The sequence below is a fragment of the Mesorhizobium sp. P2_E6 genome, from assembly GCF_056403835.1.
The window spans coordinates 180131-195589 of record NZ_JBFUEQ010000008.1; the positions used below are offsets into that span (position 1 = coordinate 180131).

At 61.5% G+C, this 15459-nt stretch carries 22 protein-coding genes; 14 read left to right on the forward strand and 8 right to left on the reverse strand.

Annotated elements, in window-relative coordinates; translation table 11 throughout:
* Window positions 1-160 precede the first annotated feature (160 nt).
* On the reverse strand, window positions 161-1795 hold the full coding sequence (locus tag AC1D08_RS21230; RefSeq protein ID WP_477228195.1) for a tetratricopeptide repeat-containing sulfotransferase family protein: 1635 nt from the start codon (window positions 1793-1795) through the stop codon (window positions 161-163).
* A gap of 784 nt (window positions 1796-2579) precedes the next feature.
* On the opposite strand from AC1D08_RS21230, the gene AC1D08_RS21235 reads away from it, so the two are divergent.
* The 5 genes from AC1D08_RS21235 to AC1D08_RS21255 all read left to right on the forward strand — a co-directional run bounded on the left by AC1D08_RS21235 (window position 2580) and on the right by AC1D08_RS21255 (window position 3970).
* Complete coding sequence (locus tag AC1D08_RS21235; protein WP_023809797.1) at window positions 2580-2786, forward strand: cold-shock protein; 207 nt, start codon at window positions 2580-2582, stop codon at window positions 2784-2786.
* A 148-nt stretch (window positions 2787-2934) separates the two neighbouring features.
* Window positions 2935-3204, forward strand: a complete 270-nt coding sequence (locus tag AC1D08_RS21240; protein ID WP_095090880.1) for a hypothetical protein — start codon at window positions 2935-2937, stop codon at window positions 3202-3204.
* Window positions 3201-3467 carry a hypothetical protein gene (locus AC1D08_RS21245; RefSeq protein WP_457153413.1) on the forward strand — a complete coding sequence of 89 codons (267 nt, stop codon included), beginning with the start codon at window positions 3201-3203 and terminating at the stop codon, window positions 3465-3467. Before AC1D08_RS21240 ends, AC1D08_RS21245 begins: the two co-directional genes overlap by 4 nt.
* A gap of 41 nt (window positions 3468-3508) precedes the next feature.
* Window positions 3509-3646, forward strand: coding sequence for a hypothetical protein (locus tag AC1D08_RS21250; RefSeq protein ID WP_164482279.1), 138 nt, complete (start codon window positions 3509-3511; stop codon window positions 3644-3646).
* Between the two features lie 99 nt (window positions 3647-3745).
* On the forward strand, window positions 3746-3970 hold the full coding sequence (locus AC1D08_RS21255) for a hypothetical protein (RefSeq protein WP_095091701.1): 225 nt from the start codon (window positions 3746-3748) through the stop codon (window positions 3968-3970).
* 59 nt (window positions 3971-4029) lie between these two features.
* Here AC1D08_RS21255 and AC1D08_RS21260 read toward each other — a convergent pair whose 3' ends face one another.
* On the reverse strand, window positions 4030-4440 hold the full coding sequence (locus AC1D08_RS21260) for a Kazal-type serine protease inhibitor family protein (RefSeq protein WP_457153414.1): 411 nt from the start codon (window positions 4438-4440) through the stop codon (window positions 4030-4032).
* A 509-nt stretch (window positions 4441-4949) separates the two neighbouring features.
* Here AC1D08_RS21260 and AC1D08_RS21265 point away from each other — a divergent pair.
* The 3 genes from AC1D08_RS21265 to AC1D08_RS21275 all read left to right on the forward strand — a co-directional run bounded on the left by AC1D08_RS21265 (window position 4950) and on the right by AC1D08_RS21275 (window position 6335).
* Entirely contained in the window at window positions 4950-5162 is a 213-nt protein-coding gene (locus tag AC1D08_RS21265) for a cold-shock protein (protein WP_006202520.1), read from the forward strand.
* A 343-nt stretch (window positions 5163-5505) separates the two neighbouring features.
* The gene (locus AC1D08_RS21270; RefSeq protein ID WP_013530020.1) at window positions 5506-5718 is read left to right on the forward strand and encodes a cold-shock protein; all 213 of its coding nucleotides are present in this window, start codon (window positions 5506-5508) and stop codon (window positions 5716-5718) included.
* Between the two features lie 188 nt (window positions 5719-5906).
* The gene (locus AC1D08_RS21275) at window positions 5907-6335 is read left to right on the forward strand and encodes a BA14K family protein (protein ID WP_457154592.1); all 429 of its coding nucleotides are present in this window, start codon (window positions 5907-5909) and stop codon (window positions 6333-6335) included.
* A 170-nt stretch (window positions 6336-6505) separates the two neighbouring features.
* On the opposite strand, the gene AC1D08_RS21280 is transcribed toward AC1D08_RS21275, so the two are convergent.
* The 3 genes from AC1D08_RS21280 to AC1D08_RS21290 form a co-directional block, all read right to left on the reverse strand.
* Window positions 6506-7144, reverse strand: coding sequence for an MBL fold metallo-hydrolase (locus tag AC1D08_RS21280; protein ID WP_457154591.1), 639 nt, complete (start codon window positions 7142-7144; stop codon window positions 6506-6508).
* A gap of 139 nt (window positions 7145-7283) precedes the next feature.
* The gene (locus tag AC1D08_RS21285; RefSeq protein ID WP_095091700.1) at window positions 7284-7601 is read right to left on the reverse strand and encodes a hypothetical protein; all 318 of its coding nucleotides are present in this window, start codon (window positions 7599-7601) and stop codon (window positions 7284-7286) included.
* A gap of 145 nt (window positions 7602-7746) precedes the next feature.
* Complete coding sequence (locus AC1D08_RS21290) at window positions 7747-8640, reverse strand: branched-chain amino acid aminotransferase (RefSeq protein WP_095090875.1); 894 nt, start codon at window positions 8638-8640, stop codon at window positions 7747-7749.
* A gap of 248 nt (window positions 8641-8888) precedes the next feature.
* On the opposite strand from AC1D08_RS21290, the gene AC1D08_RS21295 reads away from it, so the two are divergent.
* The 4 genes from AC1D08_RS21295 to AC1D08_RS21310 all read left to right on the forward strand — a co-directional run bounded on the left by AC1D08_RS21295 (window position 8889) and on the right by AC1D08_RS21310 (window position 12894).
* A complete protein-coding gene (locus tag AC1D08_RS21295) occupies window positions 8889-9422 on the forward strand; it encodes a MarR family winged helix-turn-helix transcriptional regulator (RefSeq protein WP_167392346.1) in 534 nt (177 codons plus the stop codon).
* The gene (locus tag AC1D08_RS21300) at window positions 9409-10128 is read left to right on the forward strand and encodes a response regulator (protein WP_457151536.1); all 720 of its coding nucleotides are present in this window, start codon (window positions 9409-9411) and stop codon (window positions 10126-10128) included. The genes AC1D08_RS21295 and AC1D08_RS21300 overlap by 14 nt, the downstream gene beginning before the upstream one ends.
* 49 nt (window positions 10129-10177) lie before the next feature.
* Window positions 10178-11593: an ATP-binding protein gene (locus AC1D08_RS21305; protein WP_095090872.1), complete on the forward strand. Its 1416-nt coding sequence runs from the start codon at window positions 10178-10180 to the stop codon at window positions 11591-11593.
* A gap of 278 nt (window positions 11594-11871) precedes the next feature.
* Window positions 11872-12894 (forward strand): glycosyltransferase family 4 protein, encoded by a 1023-nt coding sequence (locus AC1D08_RS21310; protein ID WP_457151537.1) that lies wholly within the window; start codon window positions 11872-11874, stop codon window positions 12892-12894.
* Between the two features lie 144 nt (window positions 12895-13038).
* On the opposite strand, the gene AC1D08_RS21315 is transcribed toward AC1D08_RS21310, so the two are convergent.
* From AC1D08_RS21315 to AC1D08_RS21325, 3 genes are all read right to left on the reverse strand, one after another.
* Window positions 13039-13398, reverse strand: coding sequence for a tRNA-binding protein (locus AC1D08_RS21315; RefSeq protein ID WP_457151538.1), 360 nt, complete (start codon window positions 13396-13398; stop codon window positions 13039-13041).
* A 150-nt stretch (window positions 13399-13548) separates the two neighbouring features.
* Window positions 13549-14049 carry a type III secretion system chaperone family protein gene (locus tag AC1D08_RS21320; RefSeq protein WP_477423914.1) on the reverse strand — a complete coding sequence of 167 codons (501 nt, stop codon included), beginning with the start codon at window positions 14047-14049 and terminating at the stop codon, window positions 13549-13551.
* 324 nt (window positions 14050-14373) lie between these two features.
* Window positions 14374-14676, reverse strand: a complete 303-nt coding sequence (locus AC1D08_RS21325) for an accessory factor UbiK family protein (protein WP_184874869.1) — start codon at window positions 14674-14676, stop codon at window positions 14374-14376.
* Between the two features lie 161 nt (window positions 14677-14837).
* Between AC1D08_RS21325 and AC1D08_RS21330 the strand changes: the two genes are divergently transcribed.
* The gene (locus tag AC1D08_RS21330) at window positions 14838-15098 is read left to right on the forward strand and encodes a type II toxin-antitoxin system ParD family antitoxin (RefSeq protein WP_457151540.1); all 261 of its coding nucleotides are present in this window, start codon (window positions 14838-14840) and stop codon (window positions 15096-15098) included.
* Window positions 15095-15397 carry a type II toxin-antitoxin system RelE/ParE family toxin gene (locus tag AC1D08_RS21335; RefSeq protein WP_457151541.1) on the forward strand — a complete coding sequence of 101 codons (303 nt, stop codon included), beginning with the start codon at window positions 15095-15097 and terminating at the stop codon, window positions 15395-15397. Before AC1D08_RS21330 ends, AC1D08_RS21335 begins: the two co-directional genes overlap by 4 nt.
* Window positions 15398-15459 lie beyond the last annotated feature (62 nt).

Genomic DNA, 15459 nt, shown 5'->3' on the forward strand with positions numbered 1-15459 from the left:
ATCCATGCCGTCACGTTAAAGCATTGAAAACGGTGAAGAATTCCGTTCCGCCGCATCCTTCGATCGAGGTCCCGGAATGGATCCTCGGGTCTGCGCGACGCCGCTTCGCGGCTGCTCCGCCCGTGCATGACGAAGCTGGGGTTAATCTGCCACCCGCGCGCTAATCCAGCCTATCCAGCAGCGGCTTGAGCCGATCGCCATAGCGCTTCCATAGATCGACCGAGCCCTGATACATTGGCTGGCGCACCTGCGCGGCGGATGCCGTGCGCACCGGCCGGTCGGTCTCGTGGAACGACAGCACCGCATCGTTCCACGGCAGGCCGAGATGGGCGATAAGCGCCCGCGTCTGCCCTTCCTGGTCGGCGACGAAATCCTCATAGCGCACATCATGCACCACCCCAGGCAGCACGGCATGCCAATGCGCCATGATGTCGGTGTAGAGGTTGTGGAAATCGGCGAGTTCGCCGAGGTCGTAGCCGTAGCGATGGCTGTCGCCGCGGAAATGCACCTTGTAGATCGACAGGCACGTCGCCGCCGCGTCGCGGGCGCAATGGACGATCTTGGCTTTCGGCAACATCAGATGGAGGAAGCCGACGAGCAGGAAATTGCCCGGCATCTTGTCGGTGACATGCTTGAAGCCGGGAAAGCGGGCGTGCAGCATGTCGAGATAGGCTTCGCCAGCCTCGGCAAAAGCCTTGTCGGGCATGTCGGCGATCCCGGCCGGAAAGCCGCCCTTCATGGTCAACGGAAACTGCTTGCCTACCGCCATCTTCAGGATGTTGAGCTCGCCGGCGCCATAGACCTGGGGATGGCTGGCGATGATCTGCTCGATCAGCGTCGTGCCGGAGCGCGGCATGCCGACGACGAAGATCGGCGTGTCGTCGGCAATCGAGCTGGGCTTGTGTTTCTCGAAGAAGCCGGCATCGAAGGTTGCTTTCATGGCCTCGAATTCGGCGCGCGTCCTGGCCGCATCGTAGTCGATGCCCTTGCGGCGGATCGCGTTGCCTTCGGCGAAATAATCGAAGGCCCTGCCGTAATCCTTCAGATCGTCATTGGCCTTGCCGAGGCCGAAGGACAACTGCATGCGCGCCAGGCTATCCTGCGGCGCCTTGGCATGCTGAGCCTCCATGCCGGTCAATTCGCTGTCGCGCTCCTTCTGGCGCTTGACCTGCGTCAGCATCAGCCAGGCTCTGGCCATGCCGGGGTCGACCGCCAGCGCCTGCCGAAACAGGTCGGCGGCTTCATCGAGCTTGCCCTTTTCCATCAGCCCGACGCCCAGCCCGTGCAACAGGTCCGCGTCCTTCGGCCGGATCGTCAGCGCCTCGCGGAAGACGGCGAGCGCCTCGTCCAGACGTCCGGCTTCTTGCAGCGTTTCGGCAAGTCCGATGCGGGCGCGGACATGGAAGGGATTGCGACTGACCGTGCCGCGATAGATCGCTTCGGCCTCCTCGAACTGGCCGAGCTGCTTCAGCGACGAGCCAAGATTGTCGCGCGCCGCGAGCTGGTCCGGCCGGATATCCACCGCACCGCGAAAGAAATCGATGGCGGCTGCGATGCGGCCGAGATCGCGCATCACCGTGCCGAAATTGTTGAGGAAATCAGGATTTGTGGGCTGCAGGCTCACCGACTGTTCGATGAGATCGAGCCCCTCTTCGCTGCGCCCGGTCTGGTGAAGCAGCAGGCCGAGGAAATGCGCCGCGGCCGCATGATTGGGCTTGCGCGCCAGTACCTGGCGGTAAAGCGCCTCGGCTTCCTGCCGTCGCCCGGCCTGGTGCAGCTGCAGGGCCTGCTGCACATACTGGTCCAGCCCCAGCGGTGGCTGTCCTCCAGCGCCAGATCTGGCTCCCGCGCCCGCCGCTCTTCTCTGATCTCTGTTAATGGGAAACCTGCCGTGTTTTTCCGCCGGCCGCGATCTAAGCAATTCCGGGAAAGGTATGAAACGGTTTTCCGTCCGGAATTGCGCCAAACAAGGAGATAGATCGGTTCGGCGTTTCAGTGAAACGATGAACCGATCTAGGCCATCGGCGCTTCAGGTTCAAGGCTCGCTTGGTATCCGTCAGCGCAGAAGCGATCAAATCAGCCGGTTGGCCTCCGCAACTTGCCTGGCACGCCGGAGCGTTCCGTCGGTATCGGCGACCCTTCGCTTTGCCGCTTCGTCACTCCTGACGGTCAGCCGCGGCGACAGGATGGGCGTTGCCGTCGCTTGTTTAGCCAATGGGCCGATCGCGACTGTAGCTCCTGCCGATGTTGTTTCGTTAATCATGAAATCTCGTCCTTTCATACGTAAATAAAACAAAAATACCGGGAGAAATGTTCCCGCCAGACTTCAAATAATTTTTGATATCTATGGGCTTGTATCATCGTTTTCCTGAAAGTTACAGAAAGCAATTTTCTGAGCGAAGCCCGATTTTTATTTTAAATCGCCTTGATTAAATTGCGGCAAAGGCCTATATGTACAGGATCGCTTTGGGTAGAATTGGCACCTCGCGGCGTCAGAGGTTCTCGACCCGCCAATCTCATTCCAAATCACCGATACTGGCCGCGTTCCGCGACCTCATCTCACCCCTCGAAAGACCCACATGAACACCGGGACCGTAAAGTTCTACAATGGCCAGAAGGGCTTCGGCTTCATTCAGCCGACCGATGGCGGCAAGGACGTTTTCGTCCATGTCAGCGCGCTGGAGCGCGCCGGCTTTCCTGGCCTCGCCGAAGGCCAGAAGCTGCAGTTCGAGTTGGAGCGTGACACCAAGGGCCGCGAATCGGCCGCCAATTTGCAACTGATCTGATCCGGCCGAATTCGATGAACGCTGACCACGGATGTACTGGCAGCTCTCGAAAGCGGCTTATTTTCAGCAATTGCCGGAAATAGGAAAGCGGGGCTCGTCCCCGCTTTTTTGCTTTTCAGGGCCGCTGCGGAAGCATCAAGGCAAGACAATGACCGATCGCACCACCCACTCCATCGCCCATTTCGCGGCACCCTTCGTGCTCGGCGGACTGGAAGGACAGCTGCCGGCCGGCGACTACGACATTGATCACGACGAAGAGGTGATCGAGGGCATGTCGCGGCTTGCCTGGCGACGCGTCGCCACCTTCATCCATCTGCCGGCAAGGGCCGTGAAAAACCCGACCACCAGCCAGCTTGTCGCCATCGATTACCTCGAACTCGAAACAGCGCTGAAGCGCGACAGGGAGAATGCAGCATGATCCGTTTCCAGCAGAATGCGCGCCCGCGCACCGACACGCCCTCGCACCAGTTTGCGATCGGTCAGACTGTCCGCATGAAGAGCCGCACCGGCCTCGTCCAGAAAACCGCGGAACTGTTCCAGATCAAGAGCAGGCTGCCGGTCAAGGACGGCTCGCCGCAATACCGCATCCGCAGCGAGCAGGAGACCCATGAGCGGGTCACCACGGAAGACAATCTCGAACCGGCCGACAACCCGGTCGTTACTGACAACCCGGTCGTCTGAGCGCCCAGCAAAGCCACGCCAACACACAACAGGAGCACGACATGTCCAAAGGTCAACAGCGAAGCAATCGCGAAACGCGCAAGCCGAAGAAGGACAAGGTCGTGGCCAAGCCAGCCTCCCCGTTCGGCTCGTCGGTCAAGCAGGCAGAGAGTAGCCTGAAGCCGAAGTCGAAGGGCTGACCAGCCCAGGGGCGCCTCGTGCGTCCCCCCGTCGCCCACTTTGTGAGGCGACGGACTGACACGACACGTTTGCGCAACACCCCGCACACGGAGGCGCGCTTGAACTTCGTCATCGAGTTCTACCGGTCGCGCGACGCCGACGAAGCCACGCTCGACAAGGTATCGCTGGAAGCGCCGAACCTGCGCGCCGCCCTGCAGGGCGCAACCGCGCTGTTCCACACGCTGGCCATGCCGCAAATCCCCGATCGCCTGCGCATTTCCGACGAGGACGGCAGCGAGCTTTACGCTGGCCCGGCCGACGGGGCGTATCCAGCGGAGGTGTGAGCGAACGCCTCGGTTTTCCCTTCCCTTTGTGGGAAAACGCTAAACACGCCCAGTTCCCGTCAGCACGGTCCGCCGTCGATGACGCGATAGTCCGCGGCGCGGGCTTCGCAGGCATTGGGGAAGGTGCGCAGTTCGCCGTGGCGGCGCGCGCACACCGGAGCATATTCGCGGGTGCAGAACGTCTGCTCTTCGCCGCCGCCGCCCCCACCGCCGTCGCGGCACGGACCGTCGCGCACGATGCGGTAGCCGGCCCGGTCGGCAAGGCAGGCATTGGCAAAGGTCTGCCGGTCGCCGCCGCGCCGGGCGCAGACGGGCTCGTACTGCCTGCTGCAATACTGTGGTTCGGGCCGTGGCGGACGCGGACGCGGCCCTGGTCCCTCATCGACGACGACAGTGCAGGCGGCAAGAATTGCCGACAGGAACAGGATGGCAAAACCTTGCCGCGAAAAGACTGTCGCCAGAAACTTCATGTTGATCTCTCCCTCGATCCCGTCCCGGGAAGACGATCCTTGCCATTCCATTGCCAAATGCAACCCCCGTTTGCAGCCTCCCGCCGGAAACGATGCGCGGAGCCATGGCACCCATCAGCCCCATCCCGCTGATGGCCACGACATCTGGCCCATTCGTGGCCGCGCTCTGGGCCGATGACCCGGCCGGCAACCAAGCCTATGTCGAGCCGCATCGATGCTCAGGTCAGTCGATCCATGCGTCGGGATGCGCCCATTGTGGCGGCCCGCGGCGCTATCTTGCAACCTTCACGTTTCCGTGCGATAAATTCCGTGTTCGGGCATTTGCGACCCGGAGAGCGGAACGTTTTGGACGACCTTTCCCCGATACTGTGAATCTCTGACGGCCCCGTTTTCGGCGGGGGGTTTGACCATGCGCCAATGCATGACTGCCGAAGCAACCACCGGGACTTGCCCATTGCGCCAGGCGGCGGGCAGGACCACCAGACTGAACGGGTGAAGGAGTTTCCCCAATGGCCCAGACCGGCACCGTTAAATTCTTCAACGCGACCAAAGGCTTCGGTTTCATCACGCCCGATGGCGGCGCCAAGGATGTGTTCGTCCATATTTCCGCGATCGAGGCCTCCGGCCTGCGCACGCTCGTCGACGGCCAGAAGGTCACCTTCGACGTCGAGCCGGATCGCATGGGCAAGGGCCCCAAGGCGGTCAACCTCCGCGCTGCCTGAACCATCGGGCGCCGTGCGTCCCTGACGCATGACGGAGGCTCCAATGCCTGGACCTGGCTTGGAGAGGGATTTGAATTTGAAAGGCGCGGCGGTTTTCGTCGCGCCTTTTTCATGCCGCGAGTTCTGCCAGATGCATGTCGCTCAAAGTGCGCGGTGGTCTTGAGGCAAACGACATTCATAAAAACAAAGACTTAAACGAGCGTCGTCTGAATCCCTTCAAACGCGACGCACTTTAGCAGCCCCAAAAACTTTCTCTTGCCGATAGCGCTAAAATAAAGGACAAATTTCCACTCGGGCATTTGCCGGCCCGAGACTGGACTTTATGGGACCAAAGGAGCTTCCCATGCCGCAGACCGGCACCGTCAAATTCTTCAACCATGCCAAAGGCTTCGGCTTCATCACGCCCGATGATGGCGCGAAGGATGTTTTCGTCCATATTTCAGCCGTGCAGGCGTCGGGCCTTCCTGGTCTTGAGGATGGCCAGAAAGTGTCCTTCGACACGGAACCGGACAAGCGTGGCAAGGGCCCGAAGGCCGTCAACCTATCGGTTGGCTGAACCGGCCCCAGACCGGCGACGGCTCCGGCTGAATAGCCCCGTTCCCTGCAGGGGTCTTTGACGCCTGTTTTGGATATTGTGCGTCGAAATCCGTTCAGCCCCCGTTCAGCCATGGTCGTATATTAGTCTTTGGTAAAGCCGGACCGCATCCCCCGAAACTTGCGCGGGCCGGCACGAAGGAGACCGACATGAATCGAATTTTCAAGACCGCTGTCCTGTCCGCTGCCGTGGTCGCCACCACGCTCGCGACCTTGCCCGCTGCCTACGCGGATGAGTGGCGCCATCACGGCCATCACGGCAACGGCGATGCAATCGCCGCCGGCGTCCTCGGACTCGCGGCCGGCGCGCTGATCGGTGGTGCGTTGGCCAATGACGGGCCCCCGCCCTATGCTGACCGCTACTACGATGACGGTTACTACGAGCGTGACGTCGTGGTCCGCCCGGCACCGGTGCGCCGCTACTATGCAGAGCCGAGGGTCGTCTACAATGAAGGCTACGCTCAGCCCTGGACGCGCGACTGGTACGACTATTGCTCGGATCGCTACCGTACCTTCAACGCCCGCACCGGCACGTTCACCGGCAATGACGGCGAACAGCATTTCTGCACGGCGAACTAAGACCTAAGGCATCCCTGCCCCAACGAAAGCGCTGACCGCAAGGTCGGCGCTTTTTGTTGTTGGTTTGATCGTCCCGGATTTCTCTTGAGATCGGCGCCGCCCCTCATCAGCCTGCCGGCACCTTTCCAGTGAAGTACGGGGAGAAGCCATTGGCTGCAGCACAGGCGCTCTTAGGTCAGAAAAGGGTTGGTCCGCCGCTCCTCGCCGAAGCGTCCGCCGGGACCATGGCCGCAGATGAAGCCGATGTCGTCGCCGAGCGGCAGGAGCTTGTCCTTAATCGAGGCGATCAGCGCCGCGTGGTCGCCGCCCGGCAGGTCGGTGCGGCCGACCGAGCCGCGAAACAACACATCGCCGACATGGGCGAACTTGGCCGCGCGGTTGTAGTAGACGACATGGCCAGGCGCGTGGCCAGGGCAATGCAACACCTCGAACACATGCGAGCCGAATGACACGGTCTCGCCTTCGGTCAGGAACCGGTCGGGCACGCAGTTGCGCGCGCCGGCGATGCCGTACCGCCTGCCCTGGTTTTCCAGATTGTCGAGCAACGGCTTGTCGGCCTCATGCGGGCCGATGATCTCGACGCCGAGCGCCTCCTTCAACTCCATGGCGCCGCCGGCATGGTCGATATGGCCATGCGTTATCCAGATCGCCCCGGCTGATATCGCGTTGTCCTTCAGCGCCGCCAGCACCTTGTCGATGTCACCGCCCGGATCGACGACGACACCCTGCTTGTCGTCCATGTCGAACAGGATGGTGCAATTCTGCTGGAACGGTGTGACCGGCACGATGCCGGCATTGAGCTGACCCATGATCGTCCTTTCGCTACTCCAGCGTGATGTAACGGCGCGGGCGAAGGGCGTCCACCCCTCGACAGACGAACGGTCGGTCGCTCCGAAAACGAAAATGGGCGGCCGAAGCCGCCCACTTAGAACGCCTAGACCGAATAGCTTACTTCTTCATGGCACCCATGACTGCGCCGAGAATGCCGGTCAGGATCGCGCCGCCGCCGGCACCGCCGACGATGTTGTTGAGATTCAGCGCGCTGCCGAGACCGCTCGTTGCTGCTGCCGCGGCCGCCGGATCGACCGCGCCGCCACCAAGCAGGCTGCCGAGGATCGCCGCACCGCCGACGCCGCCAATGGCTCCGCCCAGGATTTTGGGAAGCTGACCCAACGCCGCCGTCTTGAGCGCCGCACCGACCGCCTGACCACCGATGATACCCGTAATCACCTGTACAATGATCGGAAGAAGCGTGTTCATGTCCATATGATTAGTCCCTCCATAGCTGCCAGCCTTCCGGGCCGACACCATCATGAGACGCCGAAATGGACGAAAGTCAAATGCACAAACGCTTAAATAAAAGGGGCGGCCTCAAAACCGCCCCTGCTTGCTCGAAAAGCTGTGACTTTCGTTATTCTGCTGCGATCGCGTGCTTGGGCTGAACCGCTGCAGAATAGTCATTCATAAGGTTCTTGGCGATTTCACCGACCTCGAATCGGTAAGGTCCGATCTCCGAAACCGGCGTTACTTCCGCTGCTGTCCCGGTCAGGAAGCATTGCTCGAAGCCCTCGAGTTCTTCCGGCATGATGGCGCGTTCGATCACTTCCAGACCGCGATCCTTGGCCAGTCCGATGACCGTGCGGCGGGTGATGCCGTCGAGGAAGCAGTCGGGCTTGGGCGTGTGGATCTTGCCGTCCTTGACGAAGAAGATGTTGGCGCCGGTCGCTTCCGCGACCTGGCCACGCCAGTCGAGCATCATGGCATCGGCGTAGCCCTTGGCCTCGGCGGCGTGCTTGGACATGGTGCAGATCATGTAGAGGCCGGCGGCCTTCGACTTGGACGGCGCCGTGCGCGGGTCGGGCCGGCGCCATTCCGCCACGTCGAGGCGGATGCCTTTCAGCTTCTGCGCCGGATCGAAATAGCTCGGCCACTGCCAGATGGCGATGGCGCAGTTGATGCGGTTGTTCTGCGCTGAAACGCCCATCTGTTCACTGCCGCGCCAGGCGATCGGCCGGACATAGGCGTCCTGGAAACCTTGCTTCTTCAAAAGCGTGGTGGAAGCGTCGTTGAGCTCGGCCACCGAATAGGGAATCTTGAAGCCGAGCAGGCGCGCCGATTCATGCAGGCGCTCGGTGTGTTCGTTGAGCTTGAAGATCTCGCCGCCATAGGCGCGCTCGCCTTCGAACACGGCGCTGGCGTAGTGCAGGCCATGGGTCAGGACGTGGATCTTGGCGTCACCCCATTGGACGAACGCGCCATTCATCCAGATGAAGCCGTCCAGTTGATCGAAGGGAACGGATGCCATGGTAACCTCCCGCGGGCGGCAGCCCGCATAGTGTTGTATCGTTGTGTGTTTCGTGTCGGTCGCGCAAGGCGGCCTTTATGCTGGAGCGTAGGCGGATAATTGCGCTCTGGCAAACTCAGGAAGTTCCGGAAAAACCGGCCTCTCTTGCCTTTTCGTTCGCAATCCGCCCAAAAGCTTGTCAAAAATTACCATTGCAGGGAAATTACGTCAATAGTACTGACATAATCTCTCTTTCAAGCGGAGAAATGATGACGGATCGAAGCCACGCAGCCGGGAAACCGATCAGGACGGCAATCACCGACGAGGACGGCATCGATTTCGCCATCATCGAACTGCTCTTCTTCGCCTATCGGGACTTCACCTCCGATCCGGATCAGATCCTGGCCGATTACGGCTTCGGCCGCGCCCACCACCGGGTGCTGCATTTCGTCAACCGCAGGCCGGGCCTGACGGTTGCCGAACTGCTCGACGTGCTGAAGATCACCAAGCAGAGCTTGGCGCGAGTGCTCAAGCAGTTGATCGACACCGACCATGTCGTGCAGTTGCAAGGTCCGCGCGACCGCCGGCAGCGCGAGCTTTATCCGACCGCCAAGGGCCGCGCGCTGGCGCTGGCGCTGGCGCGGCCACAGTCGCGCCGCATCCATGCTGCATTGGGAGATTCCGGGATAACCGAACGGACCCTGGTTGAACGGTTCCTCGAAGCGATGGTCAATCCGGAACTGAGAGCGCAGATCGACGTTGGGTCCGCAAAAATGTCAGGGAAAAGCCATGGAGAGCACTGAAAGGGTCGATCAGGCGGCCGCACCGGACGACGACGCGCCGCATTTGCTCGTCGTCGACGACGACACCCGCATCCGCAATCTTCTCAAGCAGTATCTGACCGAAAACGGCTTTCGCGTCACCGTCGCCGGCAATGCCGGCGAAGCCAGGCGCAAGCTTGCCGGCCTCGACTTCGATCTTCTGATCCTCGACGTGATGATGCCCGGTGAAACGGGCGTCGACCTGACCAAGTCGCTGCGCGCCGAAAAGAACGTGCCGATCCTGATGCTGACAGCGCTGTCGGAAACCGACAGCCGCATCACCGGCCTCGAAGCCGGCGCCGACGACTATCTGCCGAAACCTTTCGATCCGCGCGAGCTGATCCTGCGCATCAACAACATCCTGCGCCGCGGCGGTCCGGCGACAACGCCGAAGGTCGAGCAACTGGTCTTCGGCCCTTACACGTTCCAGATAGCCAGGCGCGAATTGAAGCGCGGCGGCGAGGCGCTGAAGCTGACCGACCGCGAGCAGGAGATCCTGGCGATCTTCGCCGCGCGAGCAGGCGAGACGATCCCCCGCCACGAGCTTGTCGGCGACGATTCGGAAGTCGGCGAGCGCACCATCGACGTCCAGATCAACCGGCTGCGCCGCAAGATCGAGCGCGATCCGTCCAATCCGGTGTGGCTGCAGACCGTGCGCGGTATTGGGTATCGGCTCAGCGTGGAATAGAATGCCGCCTGCGGCCGGTCGAACGGTTGCGGGCAAGCGAAAAGAGCGAATGGCAACCACGGAACTGCAACAGCCGGGCAATAACGGCTTGAGCGCACGCGCCGCGCGCACGCTCAAGGCGGTGCCGCGTGCCTGGAACCGGTTCTGGCGCCTCGTTTCGCTGTATATGCCGAAGCGGCTCTATGCCCGCTCGCTGATCATCGTCATCGCGCCGATGATCCTGCTGCAATCGGTGGTCGCCTTCGTCTTCATGGAACGCCATTGGGCAACCGTGACGCAGCGTCTATCGCAGGCCACCGTACGCGACATCGCCGCCATCATCGACATGATCGAAACCTATCCGCACGACGCCGACTACGCCAACATCATCCGGATCGCCCAGGACCGCATGCAGTTGAAGGTCGACCTCTTGCCGCCCGACCCGCTGCCCGCGCCCGGGCCCAAACCCTTCTTCTCGATCCTCGACGATGTTCTCTCGGCCGAAATCACCCGCCAGATCAACCGCCCGTTCTGGATCGACACGGTCGGCAATTCCAACATCGTCGAGGTGCGCGTCCAGCTTGAGGGCAAGGTGCTGCGCGTCTTCGTGCGCCGCAGTCAGGCCTATGCCTCGAACACTCACATCTTCCTGATCTGGATGGTCGGCACCTCGCTGGTGCTGTTGATGATCGCCATCCCCTTCCTGCGCAACCAGATCCGGCCCATCCTGACGCTCGCCGAGGCGGCCGAAAGCTTCGGCAAGGGCCGGCCGATGCCGCGCGATTTCCGGCCGCGCGGCGCCGAGGAGGTTCGCCGCGCCGGCTTTGCCTTCATTCAGATGCGCGAGCGCATCGAACGCCAGATCGAGCAACGCACCGCCATGCTGACCGGCGTCAGCCATGACCTGCGAACCATTCTCACCCGCTTCAAGCTGCAACTGGCGTTGGCCGGCGGCAAGGCCGAGACCAAGGCGGCGCTCGACCAGGACATCGACGATATGCAGTCGATGCTCGAAGGCTACCTCGCCTTTGCCCGTGGCGAAGCTTCCGAGGATGCCGGGCGGTTCGATCTCGAGGCCTATTTCCAGAAGCTCGACGAGGAAGCCGGATTGCGCAAGCGCAAGCTGTCGACGACGCTAGTTGGCGACCGTGATGTGCATGTGCGGCCGAACGCCTTTGCCCGGCTGCTGTCCAACGTCATCGGCAACGCCTTCCGCTATGCCAGGACGGTGGAGGTCAACGCCAACCATGGCCGCGGCTCGCTGCTGGTCACCATCGACGACGATGGCCCTGGTATCCCGCTCGACAGGCGCGAAGACGTCTTCAAGCCCTTCGTGCGGCTCGACGAAGCTCGCAACCTCGATGCCAGCGGCACGGGGCTCGGCCTGTCGATTGCCCGCGATATCGCCCGCAGCCATGGCGGCGACATCACCCTCGACGACAGCCCGCTCGGCGGCCTGCGCGCCGTCATCAAGGTTCCGGCCTGATCGGGGCATGATCTCGAAAAATGGAAACCGGCTTTCTCGGACAAACGGAAACTGTTTATCGAGATATCATGCTTAGCTAGACGACTGCTTCATCCGCCCGTCATGAAACCATGGTGAAGAGCGCGCATGAAGCGCGCGACTTCACTTGATTCGGCCTTGCCGCCTCACTTCGATCCCGTGCCCGCCCGGGTGCGCTGGAGCGAAGCGAGAGCCGCAGGCTGGTCGCCGTTCCGGCATCGTCTCAAGGCAACCGTCGACCTTTCGAGCAAAGGGCCGCCATGCGCATATTGATGGTCACCGACGCCTGGCGCCCACAGGTCAATGGCGTCGTCCACACGTTGGAACGGCTGACCGAGACGCTGAAATCCTTCGATGTCGCGGTGGATTTCCTGACACCCAACATCTTTCGCACGTTGCCCTTGCCGACCTACCCCGACATCCGGCTGGCGCTGACCACGCCCGGCCATGTCGCGCGCCTGATCGAAGCCGGCAAGGCAGACCATATCCACCTCGTCACCGAGGGACCACTGGGCATCATGGCGCGACGCTATTGCCGCAATGCCGGCCGGCCGTTCACCACCAGCTATCACACCCGTTTTCCGGAATATCTCAGCGCCCGCCTGCCGGTGCCAGAAAGCTGGGCCTATCGCTGGCTGCGCGATTTCCACAATTCCGGCCAGGGCACGCTGGTCGCCACGCAGTCGCTCGCCGACGATCTTGCCTCGCGTGGCTTCAACAAGCTTCGCCCCTGGACACGTGGCGTCGACACCGGCCATTTCCGACCGGACAAGAAGAAGGATCTCGGCTTTCCCGGCCCGATCTTCCTTTGCGTCGGCCGTGTCGCCATCGAAAAGAACCTCTCGGCCTTTCTCGACCTCGATCTGCCCGGCAGCAAGGTGATCGTCGGCGAGGGTCCGGAACTGGCCAAGCTGAAGGCAAAATATCCGCAAGCGCATTTCCTTGGCCATCGTCCCAATGACGAACTGGCCGAGATCTACGCCTCGGCCGACGTCTTCGTCTTCCCCAGCCGCACCGACACGTTCGGCAATGTCATCATCGAGGCGCTGGCCAGCGGCACGCCGGTCGCCGCCTATCCGGTGACCGGTCCGATCGACATCGTCGGCGACGGCTTTGGCGGCGCGGTGTCGACCGACCTGCGCGAGGCAGCACTCGCCGCCCTCAACGTCGACCGCGCCGAGGCGCGCGAACGCGCCATGCGCTACAGCTGGAAAGCCTGCGCCGAACTGTTTCTCGACACGGTCGAGGAAGCGCTGGGCATGCCGCGGAAACTGGCTGCCTGAGAAGTATCGCGGCCTCAGGATGTGTCGAGATTCAGATCAGGCCGAGCTGAGAATGGCGGGCTCCGAGAGCCGTTTGGTGCGTGAGCACCGGAAGCGCTGGAGACCGCCGTTCGCAAGCCGGCCTCACCTGAATATCAGCACGCCCTAAAAAAGCCGCCCGCCATCCGGCACCCGGCGCTCGATGGCGCCGAGCACCACGGCACCCTCTTCGTCGGGAAAGCCGAGCGTCAGCACTTCCGACATGAACGGGCCTATCTGGCGTGGCGGGAAATTGACCACCGCGAACACCTGCCGGCCGATCAGCGTCTCGGGCGTATAGTATTTGGTGATCTGGGCCGAGGATTTCTTGATGCCGATGTCGGCGCCGAAATCGATCTTAAGCTTGAATGCCGGCTTGCGCGCTTCGGGAAACGGCTCGGCCTCGACGATCGTGCCGGCGCGAATGTCGACACGATCGAAGTCGGCAAAACTGATGTCGGGCTTGCGCTCGCTGCTCGAACTCATCTCTGTCTTGTCTGCCTTGCCGTCGCTCTAGAGCATGATCCCGAAAAGTGGACCCCAGTTTTCTCGGACAAACGGAAGCCGTTTGTCCAGAGATGATGCTCAAACAATGAGATAGAGCCCCATCCCGATTCCATCGGGGTGGAACGGGCTCTAGGCGTTGCCGTAGGTCTCGAACAGCACGCCAGCCAGCGCGTCCTTAGCCGAGGTTTCCGACCAGACGACGAACTGGAACGCCTGGAAATAGCATTCGCAGGCTTCCAGCGCCGACGACAGCAGCACCTCGACCTGCTGGCTCGACGGCTCGACACCGCCGGCCAGGAGCAGCGACTGGCGGAACATGATCGCGCCTTCCTGCTCCCAGAGGTCGAAATGGCCGAACAGCATCTGTTCGTTGATGAGCGACAGCAGCCGCATCACTTCCAGTGCGCGGGCCTCCGGCACCTTGATGTCGAAGGCGCAGGCCAGGTGCAGCGCCTCGAAATCCTCCATCCACGAGAAGGAGACGTGATAGTCGGTCCAGCTGCCGGCAACCGAGATCGAAATCTCGTCATCACCGGCCCGCTCAAAGGACCAGTCGTTGTTGTGGGCCACCTGCTCGATAACATCCACCGGATGGATTTCGCGGGAGAATTCGAGTTCGAGAAGTTCCATGGAATGCTTCCTGTCGTTCTGAGGAGCGCCGCCACACGCTCCGCGGGAGGGCACACACAACGAACAATCTTGTCTAGAACTCGGACGGCCAGGACTTCTCGACGCAAAGACCCCCAGACCGGACCCCACCGCCCGGCCACATGACCCTGCTCCGAATCATGCAACAAATTCAGTCTATTGATCGGGAGTCGCGTGAACAGCCCAATTTTTCGCACTGCGTCATTCGCATGTGGAAAGCCGCTGTCACAAAGATTCATGCAACGCCGTTAAGCGATTCACGGCAAAGCGCTTTTCAGGATCGGGCTATGTGGAAAAGTTTAATGATTATTTTTTTGCGCGGGGCTTTGCCGCCGCCGCCGGTGCGGCCTGTCCGCTCAATTCGGCAAGCTTGGCCTCGAGCGCCTCGATACGCTCTGCAAGGCGGGTGTTTTCTTCCCGGGCCTTGGCGGCCATCTCGCGCGCCGCCTCGAACTCTTCGCGCTGCACCACATCCATGGTGTTGAGGATGCGTTCGGCCTGGCCCTTGAAGGCGGTCTCGACCTCGCGGCGCACGCCTTGGGCGGCCCCTGCGGCATCGGTCATCAGCTTGGCGAATTCATCGAGAATGCGGTTCGGTCCGGTCGACATGGCAAATCCTCGCTTGCTCGAATTGACGTAGTGGTGCTGCGCGCGGAATGCAAGAACGTTGAGGCCTGGTGAGGCATCAAGTCGGACACACCTTATCCAAAATTACTGGCAAGCCCGATCAATAACTATTATTATTCCAATGGTTTTGCAGGAGTACCGTCATGGCCATTAGCGCAGACTTGGGCAACCGTCTCGAAGAGATCGTGAACCAGCTTGTCAGCACCGGTCGCTACAATTCGAAGAGTGAAGTGCTGCGTGAGGGTGTTCGCCTCGTCGAAGAGCGGGAGAAGCGCCTTGCCGCCCTCGACGCAGCCCTCGCCAAAGGCATTTCGGATGCCGATGCCGGACGGATAAAGCCGGCCGACGAAGTGCTTGATCGACTGGAGGCCAAATACAGGGCAATGGTAGAGAAGAGCAAGTGAAACGGCTGGTCTTCACCAGCCAGGCTGAGGCAGACCTTGAAGCCATTGGCGACCACATCGCACTCGACAACCCGTTTCGTGCCATAACATTCATTCAAGAATTGCGCCGCGATTGCATGGAATTGCGCGCAATGCCGGAGCGATATCCACTTCTTGAGCCCCATCGATCCACAGGCATTCGTCGGCGCGTCCATGGCAACTATCTGATTTTCTATCGCGTCGGCTCAGACACAGTAGAGATACTGCATATCCTGCACGGCGCGATGGACCTTGGGGCGATCCTGTTCCCAGATAATTGACGACGTCCGCCTTGCCTTGACCCTGCCAAAACCCTGCCGCATGGTCCGCGCCCAAATACGAT